Source organism: Ruegeria sp. HKCCA0370, from assembly GCF_013033705.1.
Taxonomy (GTDB): Bacteria; Pseudomonadota; Alphaproteobacteria; order Rhodobacterales; family Rhodobacteraceae; genus Ruegeria.
On record NZ_WQEP01000003.1, the window covers coordinates 263,705 to 281,785 of the forward strand.

The 18,081-nt window shown below is 57.9% G+C and carries 14 protein-coding genes; 6 read left to right on the plus strand and 8 right to left on the minus strand.

Annotated features, from left to right (window positions below):
- Window positions 1-134 precede the first annotated feature (134 nt).
- From GOW31_RS09850 to GOW31_RS09870, 5 genes are all read right to left on the minus strand, one after another.
- Window positions 135-2,312: a Tex family protein gene (locus GOW31_RS09850; RefSeq protein WP_171169684.1), complete on the minus strand. Its 2,178-nt coding sequence runs from the start codon at window positions 2,310-2,312 to the stop codon at window positions 135-137.
- Window positions 2,313-2,475: 163 nt separating this feature from the next.
- Window positions 2,476-3,216 carry an aspartate/glutamate racemase family protein gene (locus GOW31_RS09855; RefSeq protein ID WP_171169686.1) on the minus strand — a complete coding sequence of 247 codons (741 nt, stop codon included), beginning with the start codon at window positions 3,214-3,216 and terminating at the stop codon, window positions 2,476-2,478.
- 39 nt (window positions 3,217-3,255) lie between these two features.
- Entirely contained in the window at window positions 3,256-4,494 is a 1,239-nt protein-coding gene (locus GOW31_RS09860) for an FAD-binding oxidoreductase (protein WP_171169688.1), read from the minus strand.
- Between the two features lies 1 nt (window position 4,495).
- A complete protein-coding gene (locus GOW31_RS09865) occupies window positions 4,496-6,709 on the minus strand; it encodes a TRAP transporter fused permease subunit (RefSeq protein ID WP_171169690.1) in 2,214 nt (737 codons plus the stop codon).
- An 80-nt stretch (window positions 6,710-6,789) separates the two neighbouring features.
- Complete coding sequence (locus GOW31_RS09870; RefSeq protein ID WP_171119318.1) at window positions 6,790-7,797, minus strand: TAXI family TRAP transporter solute-binding subunit; 1,008 nt, start codon at window positions 7,795-7,797, stop codon at window positions 6,790-6,792.
- Window positions 7,798-7,926: 129 nt separating this feature from the next.
- Here GOW31_RS09870 and GOW31_RS09875 point away from each other — a divergent pair, with 129 nt between their 5' ends.
- The gene (locus GOW31_RS09875) at window positions 7,927-8,871 is read left to right on the plus strand and encodes a LysR family transcriptional regulator (protein WP_171169692.1); all 945 of its coding nucleotides are present in this window, start codon (window positions 7,927-7,929) and stop codon (window positions 8,869-8,871) included.
- A 44-nt stretch (window positions 8,872-8,915) separates the two neighbouring features.
- On the opposite strand, the gene GOW31_RS09880 is transcribed toward GOW31_RS09875, so the two are convergent.
- Genes GOW31_RS09880 through GOW31_RS09890 form a run of 3 tightly spaced genes read right to left on the minus strand, consistent with a single transcriptional unit; the run spans window position 8,916 to window position 13,032 of the window.
- Window positions 8,916-11,129 carry a PAS-domain containing protein gene (locus GOW31_RS09880; RefSeq protein ID WP_171169694.1) on the minus strand — a complete coding sequence of 738 codons (2,214 nt, stop codon included), beginning with the start codon at window positions 11,127-11,129 and terminating at the stop codon, window positions 8,916-8,918.
- Between the two features lie 3 nt (window positions 11,130-11,132).
- Entirely contained in the window at window positions 11,133-12,302 is a 1,170-nt protein-coding gene (locus GOW31_RS09885) for an FIST N-terminal domain-containing protein (protein WP_171169697.1), read from the minus strand.
- 46 nt (window positions 12,303-12,348) lie between these two features.
- Window positions 12,349-13,032 carry a response regulator transcription factor gene (locus GOW31_RS09890; RefSeq protein ID WP_171169699.1) on the minus strand — a complete coding sequence of 228 codons (684 nt, stop codon included), beginning with the start codon at window positions 13,030-13,032 and terminating at the stop codon, window positions 12,349-12,351.
- Window positions 13,033-13,232: 200 nt separating this feature from the next.
- Between GOW31_RS09890 and GOW31_RS09895 the strand changes: the two genes are divergently transcribed.
- The 5 genes from GOW31_RS09895 to GOW31_RS09915 all read left to right on the plus strand — a co-directional run bounded on the left by GOW31_RS09895 (window position 13,233) and on the right by GOW31_RS09915 (window position 17,942).
- On the plus strand, window positions 13,233-13,469 hold the full coding sequence (locus GOW31_RS09895) for a hypothetical protein (protein WP_171169701.1): 237 nt from the start codon (window positions 13,233-13,235) through the stop codon (window positions 13,467-13,469).
- Window positions 13,470-13,541: 72 nt separating this feature from the next.
- The gene (locus tag GOW31_RS09900; protein WP_171169703.1) at window positions 13,542-14,066 is read left to right on the plus strand and encodes a CoxG family protein; all 525 of its coding nucleotides are present in this window, start codon (window positions 13,542-13,544) and stop codon (window positions 14,064-14,066) included.
- A 28-nt stretch (window positions 14,067-14,094) separates the two neighbouring features.
- Complete coding sequence (locus GOW31_RS09905; RefSeq protein WP_171169706.1) at window positions 14,095-14,577, plus strand: (2Fe-2S)-binding protein; 483 nt, start codon at window positions 14,095-14,097, stop codon at window positions 14,575-14,577.
- Window positions 14,578-14,657: 80 nt separating this feature from the next.
- On the plus strand, window positions 14,658-17,018 hold the full coding sequence (locus tag GOW31_RS09910) for a xanthine dehydrogenase family protein molybdopterin-binding subunit (protein WP_171169708.1): 2,361 nt from the start codon (window positions 14,658-14,660) through the stop codon (window positions 17,016-17,018).
- Window positions 17,019-17,150: 132 nt separating this feature from the next.
- Entirely contained in the window at window positions 17,151-17,942 is a 792-nt protein-coding gene (locus GOW31_RS09915; RefSeq protein ID WP_171169709.1) for a xanthine dehydrogenase family protein subunit M, read from the plus strand.
- Window positions 17,943-18,081: the final 139 nt, after the last annotated feature.

Sequence of the window (18,081 nt, forward strand, 5' to 3'; positions counted from 1 at the left end):
CGAACTCTCTTGCTGATACCCAGTTCAGCGCGCAATGAAAACAACGCATGCCGGCTGCCCGTATCGGTCTGCACGCTATTTCCGGCGGGTAACGCCTTCATGTCGTTACGCCCGGATAATGTGCAGATTGCAGATCAGGCGCGCCGCTTTCCGCCGCCGCCCTGTTTGCGCATCGAAAGCCCGATCCGTTTTCTGGGTACATCCACCTCGACAACGCGCACTTTCACGACTTGCCCGGCCTTGACGACCTCGTGCGGGTCCTTGACGAAGCGGTCGGCCAACTGGCTGACGTGAACCAGACCGTCCTGATGAACGCCCACATCCACAAAAGCCCCAAAGGCCGCCACGTTTGTCACGGTGCCCTCAAGAACCATTCCGGGTTTCAGATCGGTTATCTCTTCGATGCCATCCGCGAAAGTGGCCGTGACAAAGCTGGGCCGGGGGTCTCGTCCGGGTTTTTCAAGCTCGGCAAAGATATCCAGAACCGTGGGCAGGCCGAAATCTTCGGTTACGAATTGTTGTGCCCGCAACCCTTTCAAGGCCCCCTCATGGCCCATGATGTGCCTGATATCCCGCCCGCAGGCCGACACGACGCGGCGGGCGACTTCATAGGCTTCGGGGTGCACCGACGACGCATCAAGCGGTTCGGCGCCGTCCCTTACGCGAAGAAACCCGGCGCATTGTTCAAAGGCACGCGGCCCCAGCCCGGCAACGGACAACAGGTCCTTGCGCGATTGGAACGGCCCGTTCAGATCACGATGAGCGACGATGGCTTCGGCTTGCGCGGGGCCCAGCCCCGAAACACGCGCAAGCAAAGGTGCAGAGGCCGTGTTCAGGTCAACCCCGACCGCGTTCACGACATCCTCGATCGCGGAATCCAGGGATTGCGACAGGCGGTGCTGGTCAACGTCATGCTGATATTGCCCGACGCCGATGGATTTCGGTTCGATTTTGACCAGTTCTGCCAAAGGGTCCTGCAGCCTCCGGGCGATGGACACCGCCCCACGCAGCGAAACGTCCAGATCGGGAAACTCTCGTGCTGCCATCTCCGACGCGGAATAGACCGAAGCCCCGGCTTCGGACACTACCACCTTGGTCGGCGCTTTTACCGCCTTGGGGAGCAGAGCCAGCGTATCTGCAACCAACCGTTCGGTTTCCCGGCTCGCTGTTCCGTTTCCGATGGCGATCAGTTCGATCTGATGGGCCGAGATCAGATTCAGGATGGCAGCCTGCGCTCCGCGCAAATCGTTTTTGGGTTGAAAGGGATATAACGTGTCAGTGGCCACGACCTTGCCCGTTGCGTCAACCACCGCCGCTTTCACGCCGGTGCGGATGCCGGGATCGAGGCCCAAAGTGGCCTTGGCACCCGCCGGAGAAGCAAACAGCAAGTCTTTGAGGTTGCGTGAAAAGACCTGAATTGCCTCGTCCTGTGCCCGACTGCGTAGTTCGGCCATCAGTTCGACCATCATCGACAGCGAAAGCTTGACCCGCCATGTCCACCCGGCCACCTTGCGCAACCAGGCATCACCCGGTCCTTGGCCACGGGTCTGCAAATGCGCGGCCACGATGGATTCGGCCCGGGCTGCCCCGAACTCCGGTTCCGGCGCGATATCAAGTGAAACAATGCCCTCTTTTGACGCCCGCAGCATCGCCAATGCCCTATGCGACGGAACATCCGCCCATCGTTCGGAATGGTCAAAATAATCACTGAACTTGGCGCCTTCCTGTTCTTTCCCGTCGACAACCCTTGCACTGAGCAGTGCCTCGCGCTGCATGAAGGCCCGCAACTCACCCAGCAGAGTCGCATTTTCCGTCAATCGTTCGGTCAGAATGTCCCGCGCGCCGTTCAGCGCGTCACGAGGGGTGGCAACGGCCTCGCTCAGGTATGCCCCGGCCAGTGTTTCCGGGTCCGCATCGCGATCGGCCAGAATGGCTTCGACCAGGGGTTCCAGCCCGTTTTCACGCGCGATCATCGCCTTGGTGCGCCGCTTGGGCTTGTAAGGAAGATAGATGTCTTCCAGCTGTGCCTTGGTTTCTGCCCGAGCTATCGATTTACTCAGATCTTCGGTCAGCTTCCCCTGTTCTTTTATCGACTTCAGGATGGTTTCCCGCCGTGCCTCAAGCTCACGCAGATAGGTCAAACGCTCGGACAGAAGGCGCAATTGGGTGTCGTCCAACCCACCGGTTGCTTCTTTCCGATAGCGGGCGACAAAGGGAACCGTCGCTCCGTCGTCCAATAGATTGATCGCAGCACCGACCTGATCGGGACGTGCATTGATCTCGGTGGCTATGGTGCGGGCGATACGGTCCAAGGGGGCCTCCTGAAACGGCAATGGAAGGGCTTCTTAACCAGCCGTTTCAGCAAGGGAAAGTCCCATGTGCCGGTCCGTCGAAAAGCATCGGCAAATAGCGACTGTTTTCGCGGCTATTCGACATGTCTGAGCCATTGGACGAAAACACGAGCCTGCAAGGGCCTCAGCCCCACGGCATCAGCCCGCAATACCCTGTGCGCGCGCCTACATTGTGCGCCATTTGCGCCAGCGTCGTCAGGTCAAAGACCGGCAGTTTCAGGTCTTCCTGAATGCGTTTTGCATAAGGCGGAAGATCCGTGCATTCCAATACCACAGAGCGTATTTCAGGTGTTTCGCGCTTCAGCCTGCGTGCAGCGTCCAGCACTTCGGCCTCGATCAGATCTGTGTCCATACGGGTGCGCGCGTTGCGCAGGATGACTTCGGCAAACTCACTGGTGTGTTCCAGACCCTGTACGGCCACCGGAACACCCCCCGCTCCAACGCCTTCGAAATGGCGTTGCGTCAGCGCTGACGAATCTGCTGTAATCACCCCGACCGGTGCGGTGGCCCCGGTCATGTGAAAGGCCAACGGCACCTGTATCAGGCTCGAAGCGAAGACAGGCACCGATACGGCCGCAGCCAACTCTTTTTGGAACAGGGCGAGAAACCCGCAACTTCCGGTAATGGCGCGCACGCCCTCAGCCTCAAGCCGTTGCGCGCCTTTTATGAAGGGGTTCAGAAGATCAGGCGTCGGATTGTTCAGCAGCGTAGGCACCGTGACGCCATCTATCATCTCGTACAGCACCGGGAATGGCAGGCTGGAAGGGTTCTTGATATGACCGGGAGGTTTGGGAAAATAGCTTTCCAAACACAAAACCCCGATAGAGGCTCCGCAGATATTCTGTCCACCCTGATAGATCGGCATGATGGGGTAATCCTTCTTCGAAACGGTGGTTGTTGCGCGTCAAAATCGCGACAAGGCGAATGAATCCAATGGGATGTTGAGGCGTTGCCCTGACACCAGATCAGCCACCAACTCACCTGTTTTGGGGGCCATCATCAAACCGTAATGGGAATGACCAAAGGCGGTGAACAGGCCCTTGTGCCCCTCAACCGGACCGATCGCAGGCAAACTGTCGGGAAAAGACGGGCGTCTGCCCATCCAGAACTGTGTATCCGAGGTGTTCAGATCCGGCATCATTGCGCGGGCCTGTGCGGACAGAAGCGACTGTTTGCGTGGATCCGGCGGCGCGTCGATGCTGCCGAATTCGGCCGTGCCCGCCACACGCAGACCGTCCTGCATTGAACTGGCCACCACCTTGGCGTCCACGTCCATCACCGAGTTTTCCAGGCTGGCAGAGGGGGTCGGGAATTGGACATGGTATCCACGCTCGGCCACCAGTGGCACGGGCAAACCCAAAGGTTTCAGCAACCCGGCAGACCAAACCCCGGCGGCCAGCACGACAGTATCGGCGTGAAGCGCGCCGGCCGGTGACGTTAAGTGCCATTGTCCGTCTTCCGTGCGCTTTAATTCTTTGACTTCTGTCCGCACGAACTCGGCGCCTTGTTGACGTGTCTTGTCGGCCAAAACCGCACCGACCCGGCCAGGAGACGTGACCCGCGCCTGTCCCTTGATCAGGATCGCAGCCTTGAAATCTCTGGACAACGCAGGTTCGATCCGGCGCAATTCCGGTCCGTCGATCCGCTCTAGATGTCCGCCTTTTTCCTGCCGGATCAGATATCCCAGTTCTTTCAGGTCAGCCTGATCCGGGTTGCGAAACGCGTGGATATAGTTGGAATCAACAATAAGGTCTTCGTGCCCGGTATTTTGCAGATGTCTTCGGTACAGATCTATCGAAGGGCGGCACAGCACCTCCATTGCGTCCGAGATATTGCGTACGGATTTCACGCTTGAATTCTTCAGGAACCTCAGGCCCCAGGGTATCATCCTGGGCCAGTACGAAGGTCTGACGGTCAACGCGCTTTTCGGGTCCAACAGCATCCCGGGGATCGTTTTCCAGATACCCGGCGTGGCCTGTGGAATGACCGACCAGGGCGAGACGACACCGGCATTGCCGAACGATGTCTCCTGCCCCGGTTCTCCACGGTCGATCAGACGCACGGCAATACCGCGCTCCTGCAACGAGAGCGCACAGCACAGACCGACGATCCCGGCGCCGATGATGGTCACTTGTTCAGGCATGTCAGACCGTTGCTTGAAATCGGCTGCGGGCGATCACCTGTGTGACGATGACAGGAGACGCCACCGCCAATGCGATCAGGTCAGCCGTCAGCGTGGGCGCCACGAAGATAATCCCGGCAATGGCCATCAGGATGCGCGACACGAGGTTGAGTGGCTGCAACCAATACCCCACGACCGCTGCCGAAAGGGCGATGACGCCGGCAATACAGCTGGCGGCGGTATAGGTGAATTCCCAAAGATCGAACCCGGTGGAAGACACGAACAGCAAAACCGGCGCATAGACGAACGCCATTGGCGCGATGACCTTGCCCAGTCCCAGCGTAAAGGCGGACAGCCCGGTGCGGAACGGGTTGGAATTCGCAATCGCCGCCGCCGCATAGGCCGACGTACAGACCGGAGGTGTGATCTCGGAGACCACGCCGTAATACAACACGAACAGATGGCTGGCGATGGGTGGAACCCCCAACTGCGCCAGCGCCGGCTGCGCCACCGAGACGAGCATGATGTACAGCGCCGTGGTCGGGATGCCGGCACCCATCAGGATGCAAACGATGGCAATGAAGACCAGCGAGATAAACAATTGCAGGTCTTCCATCGCAAACAATTGCCAGCTGCCGAACGAAATCATGTTGTAAAGGTCCGCGGCGAGGTTTCCTGCGCCCTGAGTAACCATGAACCCGATGCGGAAACCGATACCGGTTGTGTTGATCACACCAACGACGATACCTACCGCAGCGGCTGCAGCGCCCACGGCCAGAGAGTATTTCACACCCAACTCAACCGCTTGCAGCATCTCGGGCACTTCGATCCGCTTCTGCGGGTTCAGCGTGGCGATTACCGACAATCCGCACAGAATCGCGGTCATTGACAGGTCGAACCCACCGTCGGAGAACTTCCAAAGCACGAAGGCCAAGAACGCCGCTGCGTAGATCAGTGTTGGCGGTTGCTTGATCCGCGACATGCCCGCGATCACCGCCAGAGATATGCCGCAGAAGGCCGACATGAAGGGCGTGTATCCAGTGAACAGAACCACCAGCAGACCGATCAGCGGCACGATATTGGCCCAACCCTCGGCCCAGACGGCCTTGAGCTGCGGCAATTGCTCTTTCGCCAGACCTTGCAGGTTCAGCTTGCGTGCCATCAGATGCACCACGGCAAAGACGCCGACATAGTGCAGGATCGCCGGAAAGATCGCTGCGATCACGATTGTGGTATAGGGCACCTCCAGGAACTCGGCCATGATGAAGGCCGCAGCGCCCATGATGGGCGGAGTGATCTGACCACCGGCCGAAGACGCGGCCTCGACCCCGCCTGCAAAGTGACCGGGATATCCAAGGCGCTTCATGTTGGGAATTGTCAGCGCGCCGGTCGAAACGGTGTTGGCCACCGAAGAGCCCGAGATCGTGCCGAAAAAGGCCGAGGATACCACCGACACTTTGGCCGGACCGCCTGTATAGCGACCCGCCAAAATGGTTGCGTTGTCAATGAACAGTTGTCCAAGCCCCGTTCGCTGAGCGATCACGCCGAACAGGACAAAGTGGAACACGATGGTCGAAACGACCCAAAGCGTCACGCCATAGATTCCTTCCTGCGGGAAGTACATTGACGATACGAAGGTTTTGAAGTTCACGCCCGGATGTTGCAGCAATCCGGGAAAATAGGGGCCCATCAGCGCGTATGAGATGAATACGCAGATGATCAGCGGCAATACCCAACCCAGCGTGCGGCGCGCAATGTCCAATACCAGAAGGATGATGATGACGCCGAGGATCACATCATAGATGTTTGGGTTGCCCATGCGGAAGGTTTGTTCCTCGATCCCCAGGAACGGGATGCCGCGCCAGGCGAAACCAACGTAAAGTGCGGCGATGATGCCAAGCGCCATGAACACCAGATCATAAAGAGGGACGTTGCCGATGCGGAAGCGACTGACTTTGAGAGCATAAAGGCTTTTGGCCCCGACAATCGGGATCGTGGCGTAGACCAGAATGAACAGCAGAGCCAGATAGATGCCCATGTGCCAGTGGTCGGCAGGCAAACCGAAGCCAGCCGTGAAGAATTCGTAGAATGCAAAGATCAGGGCGACGACACGCAACACCTTGCCTGCCGTGGGCGTGACCTGCCGGACAGCGGCGCCTTCGTCGAACTGTTCTTCGATGGCCGCCAGTTCCTCGGCCGTCAGTTCGTGGTCATCAAGTTTCTGGGTCTCGGACATGATGGCCCCCCGATTTCGCATGATTCCAGAGTGCGGTGCCCCGGGAAGGGGCACCGACGACAGGTTACAGTCAGGTGTGGTTATTGAAGAAGACCGGCTTCTTTATAGAATTTCTCGGCACCCGGATGCAGCGGAACACCCAGCGCCTCGACGCCGTCGAGCGCAGTATCAGGCGTGATCTGCTTGCCTTTTGCGTGGCCGTTGTCCAGCAGCTTGCGCGTGTTGTCGTTCCACAGGGCCTTGGTCAGCTGATAGACCAGATCTTCGGACAGATCCGATGAAACAACCAGCATCGCGCTTACCGCGGGGGTCTTGGTTTCGGAATCGATGCCTTCATATACACCTCCCGGGATAGCGGACGGGATATAGGCAGGAATGATCTCGTTGATCTTTGCCAAATCTTCATCGCTGAAGGAATGCAGGTTCATGCCCTTGGTCGAAGACAACTGCACCATCGCGGCAACCGGCCATCCCGCTGCGTAGAAATAGGCGTCCAGTTGGCCATCGGCCAGACGCTCGGCGCTCTGGCTGTTGTTCAACTCGGCCTCATCCATGTTGTCACGGTTGACGCCCCATGCTTCCAGCATTTGCAACACGGCCACCTGCGTGCCGGAACCAGCTTGGGCAATACCAACGCGCTTGCCTTTGAGATCACTCAGATCGTTGATCGTCTGACCTGCGGGAAGAACCAGGTGCAGGTCTTCCGGGAACAGGTTTGCGACGATGCGCAGTTTCGGGTGGGGTTTGCCTTCAAACTTGCCCTCACCCAGATACATCGAACGGGTTACATCTGCCGCGGCCAGGCCGGCCTCAAGCTCGCCGTTTTGCACGGCGGCATTGTTGAAGACTGACGCCGTTGTCGACTGTGCAATCGCGATCAACCCGGGCACGCCGCATTGGCCGCCCTCTTCGCAGGGGCGTGAGCCCGGAGGGGCCGAAATTCCGTTGGCGATGGTCCCGCCGATCGGGAAATAAGTGCCGCCTGCACCGCCGGTGCCGATGCGGAAAAAGGTTGGGTCCTGTGCAAGCGCCGGTGCAGCCAATGCACCCGCCAAAGCCAAACCCGTCAGGCATTTCATCAATCTCATCGTAAGCTCCCAGTTGTGGATCATTGGATTCGGTTTGTCCGAATTCTGATCCGTTCAGCCTATGGAGTTTTAGCATAAATACAAATTTGTTATATTTAACAAAACGAAAGTTTCGATTATATATTAAACATGAACCTTGCTCAATTGACCGTTTTTCGTGAGGTGATGGAAACCGGGTCCATCTCTCAAACCGCAAAGAAGCTGAACAGGACACAACCTGCTATCAGCCTGGCAATCAAGAACCTGGAAAGAAGTCTTGGACTGACCCTGTTCGAACGAAAAGGCCGGCGTCTGATCCCAGTGCCAGAGGCGCATTACCTGCTGGCCGAGACCACCGGAATACTGGACAGATTATCTACGGTTTCCAGCACGATGCACGGGCTTCTTAAAGGAAGTTCGGGCAATCTGAACATTGCCGCCATGCCGGGGCCGTCCATTTTTGCCTTCCCAAATTTCATCAGCCGTTCAGTTGGCGGGAACCCGGACATCCGGGTTACGCTGTCAACCCGCAGTTCGCCACAGATAATGGAACTTGCAGGCACTCAGAACATTGATTTCGGGTTTGCTGATTTCGAACACCCGGTCGGAAAGAAGCCGCAATTCACGGCAGAGATCATCAGCGGAGATTGCTTTTGCGCAATGGATCGGGACAACCCGTTGGCGAAAGAAAAGGCTGTGACAATTTCGGATCTCGATGATGTGCCAATGGGTGGACTATACGACACCCACCCTTTTCAGAAGAAAGTGCAACGCGCTTTTCAGATGGTTGCCGCCACTTACAAACCAAGTGTGACGTGCCAGTATTTTCTTCCGCTCATTCCGTTTGTTGGATCGGGGCAGTGCTGCTCGATTGTCGATCCGTTGACCGTTGCAACCGAACGGAAGCTGAACATCTCGCATGGCCGTGTGGTATTCCTGCCTTTCAAGGACCCCCTCAGATATGAATACGCCATCCTGTCGCCGGATCACCGTCCCCCGTCGCAATTGGCGCTGAAAATAAAAGCGGGATGGAAGGCGGAAGTTGTGTCGATGCTGGATCAGACCAACGCCAACCCGCGGACGGAAGACTTCTGAAAGACACCCGACCGCACTGCGAAATGGGCGACAACCGGAAGAACTCAGATGCCGCGCGCAACAGAGGCCTCCAGCGTCGATTTGAGCAGTTGCGGATCTATCGGTTTGTAAAATAGCGGCAGCTTTGCTTGTTTGCATTGCTGGACAAGCTCTTGTGATCGATTGGCTGAGATAATACAGCCGGGCAAATGCCCGAATTCATCCGTCAGGGCGCGCATGGCGTCCGTGCCTGTTTTTCCGTTGTTCAATTGATAGTCGGCGACAACAAAGTCTGGCAGGATGCCTATTTCGCGCAGAAGGCCAATCGCTTCGCTTTCGCTTTCGCATTCCAGAACCTCGACGCCCCAGGATTCGATGGTCATGGTCAACGCGCCGCGCAGGTTTTCATCGTTTTCGATCAACAGGGCGACGGTGTTGCCCAGCACATTCGAGTTTGGTTTTTGTACCACTGAAGAGCAGAGAGAAACCTCTGGTTTCGCCCGGGCTAAAGGTATTTCGACCGAAAACCCCGTGCCCTTTCCAACTTCGGAAAACAGGTGGATGGGGTGTTGTAGCAACCCGCAGGCCCGCTCGACAATCGCAAGACCCAATCCCATGCCTTCGGCGGCGCTGGCATCTGAATGCAAACGCTGAAATTCATGAAACACGACATCTCTGTGATCTGATGCTATGCCGATGCCCGTGTCCCAGACTTCCAAAGCAATTGCGTTCTTGCGATGCCTGACACCAACAAGAACTTTCCCGGTCTCGGTATACCGGATCGCGTTTGACAACAGATTCTGCAATATCCGCCGAAGGTAACTGGCATCGCTTGTGACCAGAGCCTTTGTGTCAACAAAACGCAAATTTAAACCCTTGGCCTGGGCGACGGGCTTGAAGGCGTCTTCCATCTGCAAGAAAAGCTCGCCCACCGACACTGTGGACAGATGCGCCTTGGCCCGCCCGGAATCCAGCTTTGAGATGTCCAGCAGGGCCTCGAGAATGTGTTCGACACTGTTCAGGGCGCTTTCTGCTTTTGCTGCAACGGTCCGGGCGGTGTCAGTGTCCAAACCGCTGCCCAGTGACGCAACATAGAGCTTTGCAGCAGACAGAGGTTGCAACAGGTCATGGCTGGCGGCGGCCACAAAACGCGATTTTGACGCGTTCGCCCGTTCAGCCTCGTTCAGCGCATCCGCAAGTTCCATAGTGCGTGACGCCACACGTTGTTCCAAAAGTTCCTTGGCTTCATACAAGGCCTGCGCAGACTTCCGTTCCGCAGTTACATCGGTAAAGGAAATCACAAAGCCCCGATCGGGCATTTCCTGGGCAAAGACCGACAGGATTTTCGAGCGCCCCCGATGCATCTGGAACTGAAGAGGGCGGCGATAGGTTGGTCGGCTGACCCAATCCAGCAGATCCGCCTCGGTTATGCCTTTCTGAAAGCTGATGTTGTCGCCCAGGCGATTGGACAGGGTTTCAAACCGCGTGCCCATCTGAAACTGAGTGATCGGTATGGCCAAAAGCTCGCTTGCGCGGGTGTTCCACCCGATCATGCGGTGCTTGTTGTCAAAGATGCAGACGCCCTGATCGATATGTTCAAGCGTGGCGCGGATCAGCCGCGCCTTATCGTCAAGAATGCGATCCCTTTCTTGCCGTTCGATCCGCATGATATCTGTCACGTCGGTTTGCAGGATCACGGTGCCCCCGTCTGGGGTGCGGTGTTCTGACACCTGCGTCCACCGATTGCCCGAAAGACGAACATTGAACACCACGTGGTCATCTGCGTGACGATCCAGACGGCTTTTGGCCCAGTCTTCTGGGGTCATTGTCTCTGGCAAGGACAGGAACCCGGATTGGCTGACCAGTTCCACGTAGTCGGCAAAGCGCAAGCCGGGGTTCAGCTGTTCCTGAATGTCGGGCATATGCATCCCGAACCGGCTGTTGCACAGCACCAGTTCTTCGTCACGATTGAACAGGGCAAAGCCTTCCTGCACCGTTTCGATCGCATTTGCCAAATCTGCGCGCGCCGCTTCGGTTTCCTTGTTGGCCTGCGCCAACCTGGCGTTGGAGTCATTCAGAAGCTCAAGCGCGCGCTCAAGGTCATCCGTTCGGGCGCGGACCTCTTGTTCAAGCACCGCCGCCCGTTGGAACTGAGCATAAGCCGCGCCAGAGGCATTGGTGGATTCTTCGACCCGCCGCATCAGGGCTTCGGCGATTTTCCTAAGCTTCTCGTTCTGACGATCAAGTGAGTCCGAGGGGTCTGTGAGATGCTCGATCATACCTTACTCTTTCTCGGGCGGGTATATCGCCACGCCGGTCAGGGTCTGGTTCACATGGATCGAATTGAATTGCTCTCCATAGGTCGAGAAACCGACCACGTGATGGCGGGACAGGATGTCAGAGATCGCGTGCGTCTTCTGCTTTTGCTGGGCCTCCAGCCGACGAAGGATGCAGTCACAACCCAAAATGGTGTCGGGTAGCTGCTTCTCGGTCAACAGGCTGATTTCTTCCTGTAGATGTTCAACCATGTCCCGAGGTTCTGCCAGCGTCAGGACCAAGCCTTCGTCAATCGCCGAAAAAAAGACGAGATCGCCATTTCCTGCCACCTGCTGGATCGCGCGGACATGGTGTTGCCCGCCTATTTGCACAACGACTGGATGGGCCGCGAATGTGAATGTGGTGAGCTGTTCCGGGTCTTTGCCGAGAATACGGGCGTATTCGCGGGCAGCGGGTTCGGCATTGATTTCCTGAACGATGCGTTTTGCCGGGTCTGCCTTGGTCACGACCATACGATGGGCGGTGGGCAGAAGGTGATCGGTTTTGAACACCTTGATCGGACACGGCGTGCGAACCTGCGTGAGTACGGCTGCGTTGCTTCTTGCCTGCCCCTGATGCAGAACATATGTGCGCCCGAATTTGGTTCCATCCCCCGCCGAACCGCCGAACAATGGCACTGGTCCCAGCCCCACAGCCAATTCCGACGTCAGTTCATCTTCTTTTGTCGACAGCCCGTCGATCATCAGGAAAGTGAATTCATGGCTCCAGTCGGGCGCGTTTGCCATCATCGCGTTTCTGTTGTGGATCATCTCTTTGATGATGCTGTCGGAATCGAATTCGTTCAGATCCGGAACAAGAACCGTGCGTATGTCGAAATGGGATTGCGGCAGGCCGATCGCGACGATCTGATCTTCGCAATACCCACTATCCGCCAGCTCTCCGGCGGTGGTGCAACCAACAATCGGGGTCGGCGCAAAGGCGCGTTCGGCATCCGCGATCACCACGGATGCATCGGCGTTCGGGCTGACAAAAAGAATGACAAGCGCAAGTGCGTCATCACCCAACTGGCGTTTGAGTGTCTCGATCGACTGCCCGGTGTCGTGGCGTGCAAAAGCCGTTTTGACGATGCTTGGCGTACGGGCCTGGGCTGTTGCCCACCCGACTGCTTGGTCCATCGTGCCTCCTCCCTAAAAGCGCGACGATGACGTGAGAGTATGACGCTTAGCCTTGGTCTTGCAAGACACTGGCAAAGGACGCTTTCTTGACGATCAGAACCGCCTGCGTGCGGCTTTGAACACCCAGTTTTCGCATTATTGCTGTCACGTGCGCTTTGACCGTCGTTTCCGCAATCGACAAGTCATAGGCGATTTGCTTGTTCAGTTTGCCTTCGCAGATCAGTTGCAGGATGCGCGCCTGCTGATTTGTCAGTGTCGCCAGTCGTTTTACGGCTTCGCCGTGTTCGTCCTCTTCCTCTGTGTCAATCAAAATACAGCCCTCCGGCACGAAAACGTCACCGGCGTGCACTGTCTCGAATGCAGTGCGGAACACGTCGCGCTGACTGTGCTTGGGGACATAGCCTGATGCGCCGGCCTGTATCACCTGGCTGACAACGCGGTTATCCGTCAGCGACGACACCACGATCACCGGTGCGTCCGTGGAAGCCTTCAAGCGGATCAGACCTTCCAGACCGTCCACATCCGGCAAATTGAGATCCAGCATGACCGCATCGGGCTTCAGCCCACTTGCCAGCAGATCCAAGGCATCCTCCAGTCGGTCTGCCGTATGGACTTCCCGGATCTGAGCCACACTTTGCAGGGTCATCGACAAGGCGTCGCAAAACAACGGATGGTCATCAACGATCAGAACGTTATCGAAATCATTGCGCGCGGCGGATTCAGCAAACATCTGGTATAGCCTTTTGCATTCAAATGGTCTCCAGCCTAACCAATCCTAGCAACGAATGAAAACCACGCATACTGGCGGAAGGTCGTATAACAACGCGCACCCCGGATCAGGATCAGAAGCGTGTGACATGTTCTATAACTGAACCGGATCAGCTCGCCGTTCTCTTGTCCGGGTTGCAGGCTGCCCGGCGATGCCCGAGCATGTCAGGAACGACCAAGTTTTCTACTCCGTCTTGGTCGCCCACCGCAGTGAATGCACTATCCGACATCCAGGATATCAGAACTGCTGGCGACCTGAGCCAATATCAGTCGCGTTTCAATTTTCGGTTACACAGCTATGATGCTGGTGTTTCCAAATCAGCGATGTCGCAGGAAGGGCGCATCGCCGAAATCTTCAAACGTCACGGCCAAACACATTCGCCGCCCGCGCTGCGGTGACTACACCCAAGGTCTTATAGGCAAGGCTGCGAACAGCGCGTAGCGTAACAAAAATATACTTGGAGAAGTGAAATGGAACTCAATGACAGCCGCGTTATCGCCGCGCCGCGATCCAAAGTCTGGGCCTCGCTCTTGTCGGCAGAAGTTCTTAAGGAATGCGTGCCGGGATGTCAGGAGATGACAGGTTCGATCGAAGACGGGTTCGAGGCCACCGTCGTGCAAAAAGTAGGCCCGGTCAAAGCGACGTTCAAAGGCTCTGTGACCCTTTCTGATCTCGTGGAGCTTGAAAGCGTGAAGTTATCGGGTGAAGGTAAGGGAGGAGCCGCCGGATTTGCCAAGGGTGCGGCCGACGTCACCTTGTCGGATGCCCCCGAAGGTACGCTGCTGACCTACAAGGTCGATGCGCGCGTCGGTGGCAAGCTGGCTCAATTGGGGGGGCGCGTGATCGATGGGGTTGCCAGAAAAATGGCCGACCAGTTCTTTGAGAACTTTCAGAATGCGGTCGAACCTCAGGATGCGCCCGAACCCGAAACCTCGGAAGAAGGCGAGGCCGGGGAAGAAAAGAAAGGTTGGATCAAGCGCGTGTTAGGCGGTTGATCCTTTGGAATTCAGGGAGGAGAAAGTCATGAAAATTTCCATGACCGTGAACGGCAAAGCCGTAAGCGGAGACGTCGAGGGCCGGACATTGCTGTCCGGTTTTCTGCGCGATCATCTGTCTTTGACGGGCACGCATGTGGGGTGCGACACAGCGCAATGCGGTGCTTGCGTGGTGCATGTGAATGGCGAAGCGGTGAAATCGTGCAACATGCTGGCTGCCGAAGCAGATGGGGCTGATGTCGGCACGATCGAAGGTCAGGCATCGCCAGATGGTTCGTTGAACGTGATCCAGCAGGCGTTTCAGGATCACCACGGGCTTCAGTGTGGGTTCTGCACTCCGGGCATGGTGATGAGCGCGGCGGCTCTGCTGAGAGAGAACCCGCGGCCGTCAGAGGCGGAGATCCGGAAGTATCTGGAAGGCAACCTGTGCCGCTGTACCGGGTACCACAACATCGTCAAAGCGATCATGGCCGCATCCGGCCAGGACGTGGGCAGCATCGCTGCTGAATGATGCCGCTGCGGGCGTGATCTTAACGCCCGTGGGATGAGTAAGGGATGCAACAGCATCCGTTTATGGGAGGAGAACAAGCAATGCCCAAAGACAGTGGCATCGGAGCCAGTTCCAAGCGGCGTGAAGACGTACGCTTTCTGACCGGAGCAGGCAATTACACCGACGACATCAACGTACATGGACAAGCCTATGTGCATTTTCTGCGGTCTGATATCGCGCATGGCCGAATCAAATCCCTGGACACTTCGGCGGCCGAAGGCATGCCGGGCGTGATCAAGGTTTTTACCGGCAAGGATTTCGAAGGCGTGGGCGGCATGCCCTGCGGCTGGGAAGTCACCGACAAGCACGGCGCGCCGATGCAAGAGCCGCCGCACCCCATTCTGGCGCAGGGCAAAGTGCGTCATGTGGGCGACCCGATCGCGGCCGTTGTGGCCGACAGCCTTGAGCAGGCCCGCGACGCGGCTGAGGCCATCGAGGTGGATATCGAGGAACTGCCCGCGGTGATCGACATGAAGGCAGCCGCGCAGGACGGCGCGACGCTGGTCCATGACGATCTGAAGAACAACATCTGCTATGACTGGCAGCTGGGTGAGGCGGACGATGCCAAGGTGAACGAGGTGTTTGCCAACGCCGCGCATGTCACCACGCTGGAGCTTGTGAACAACCGTCTGGTTGCCAACCCGATGGAACCGCGCGTGGCCGTGGCGCAATACAGCCGGGGCACGGATGAATACACGCTCTATACTACGTCGCAGAACCCGCATGTGATCCGGCTGCTGATGTGCGCCTTTGTGCTCGGCCTGCCCGAGCACAAGGTCCGCGTCGTGGCGCCGGATGTGGGCGGCGGTTTCGGCACCAAGATTTTCCACTATGCGGAAGAGGCATTCTGCACCTTCGCCGCCAAGGCCTGCAACCGCCCGGTCAAGTGGACGGCCAGCCGGTCCGAGGCGTTCATGTCGGATGCACAGGGCCGCGACCATGTCAGCAAGATCGAGCTGGCGCTGGATGCCGACAACAATTTCGTCGGCCTGCGTACCAACACTTACGCCAATCTGGGCGCGTATCTATCCACCTTCTCCAGCTCGGTCCCGACCTGGCTGCACGGCACGCTGATGGCGGGCAACTACAAGACGCCGGTCATTCAGGTGAACGTGAAGGCAATGTTCACCAATACGGTGCCGGTGGACGCCTATCGCGGCGCAGGCCGCCCCGAGGCGACGTACCAGCTGGAACGTGTGATCGACAAAGCCGCGCGCGAACTGGGTGCCGATCCGATCGCCCTGCGTCGACAGAACTTCATCACGCAGTTCCCCTACGACACGCCGGTGGCGCTGACCTATGACACCGGGGACTACAACGGAACGATGGACAAGCTTGAGGCCGCCGCCGATCTGGCAGGTTTTGCAGCGCGGCGCGCGCAAAGTGAAGCCAACGGCAAGCTTCGGGGTTTGGGCATCAACTGCTATATCGAGGCCTGCGGCATCGCGCCTTCCAACATTGTCGGCATGCTCGGGGCCCGAGCGGGCCTCTATGATGCAGCAACTGTTCGGGTTAATGCGACAGGCTCCATCAGCGTCATGGTCGGCGCGCACAGCCATGGACAGGGACACGAGACGGCCTTTCCGCAGGTGGTGGCCGACATGATCGGTATCGACGAGTCGATGGTCGAGATCGTGCATGGCGATACCTCGAAAATCCCGTTCGGTATGGGCACATACGGTTCGCGTTCGCTGGCGGTCTGTGGCTCGGCCATGGTCAAGGCGACCGAAAAGGTGATCGACAAGGCCAAGAAGATCGCGGCGCATCTGCTGGAGGCGTCCGAGGCCGATATCGAGCTCAAGGACGGTCAGTTCAGCGTCGCGGGTACTGATAAGTCAGTGGCCTGGGGCGATGTGACCCTGACGGCCTATGTCCCGCACAACTATCCGCTGGAAGTGGAGCCCGGGTTGGAGGAAACCGCTTTCTATGATCCGGCCAACTTTACCTTCCCGGCAGGCGCCTATGCCTGCGAGGTCGAGGTCGATCCGGAAACCGGTCAGGTCAGCATCGAGAAATTCACTGCGGCGGATGATTTCGGCAACATCATCAATCCAATGATCGTGGATGGTCAGGTCCATGGCGGTATCGGTCAGGGCATCGGGCAGGCGCTGCTTGAGAACTGTGCCTATGACGAAAACGGCCAGCTGCTGAGCGCGTCCTTCATGGACTATGCGATGCCGCGTGCGGATGACGTGCCATTCTACGGCGTAGATCATTCCAGCCAGACGCCATGTACGCACAATCCCTTGGGCGTAAAGGGCTGTGGCGAAGCCGGTGCGATCGGGTCGCCGCCTGCGGTCGTCAACGCGGTTCTTGACGCGCTGAATTCGGGCGGCAAGGCGGTGGACCACATCGACATGCCGGTCAGCCCGTCGCGCGTTTGGGCGGCGATTAACGGTTGAGTGGAGAGAGCGGACCGGGGGCCGGCCCGTCGCCATTGGTTTCTCGGACCAATGACGCAACCAATAACGACCCCCGGGATATTTACAGCCAGATGAAGGGCGGATCCGCGCCTTTCGGAAAGGAAAGACGAAATGTACAGTTTCGAGTTTGAGAAACCCTCGACCATTGCTGATGCGGTTGCTGCACTGGCCGCCGAGGATGCGCAGGCGTTGGGGGGCGGACAGACGCTGATCCCAACATTGAAGCAACGGTTGGCGGCCCCGTCCAAGTTGGTATCGGTCAGCGGAATTCCCGAGATGCAAGGCGTTTGCATCGAGGATGACGGATCGGTGTCGATCGGTGGCGCGACGCCCCACGCTGTCGTCGCCCGCGAGGCCGCGGGATCATATCCAGCGCTTGCAGCGCTGGCCGGTCAGATTGGCGATCCGGCAGTCCGCAACCGCGGGACGATTGGCGGCTCGGTTGCCAACAATGACCCTGCGGCCTGCTATCCGGCAGGCGTATTGGGATCAGGGGCGACTATCGTGACCAATACCCGCCAGATTGCCGCCGATGACTTTTTCCAGGGAATGTTCACCACGGCGCTGGATGAGGGTGAAATCATCACATCGGTCCGTTTCCCGGTGCCGCAAGCCGCGAGCTACCGGAAGTTCCTTCAGCCAGCGTCGCGTTTTGCGCTTGTCGGGGTTTACCTGGCTCGCTTTGCGGACGGCGTACGCGTCGCGGTTACCGGCGCGAGCGAGGATGGCGTTTTCCGGTGGTCCGAGGCTGAACAGGCGCTGAACAAAGAGTTTCGCCCTGATGCCCTTATGGACCTGCGTGTAAACCCGGCAAACATGATTGCGGATCTGCATGGGAGCAAGGCGTATCGGGCGCATCTTGTTTCGGTCATGACCAAACGCGCGGTTGAAGACTGCTTGTAAAGAATTGGTCGGTAAAATCGAAAAGTCCCGGTGTGATCCGGGGCTTTTTATCTTTGCAGTGTCACCACTTTTCCATTGGGGCGGACACAGATCGCGATGCACTCGCCGGTTGCCCGCGCAAGGGTCGCGGCTATTTCTG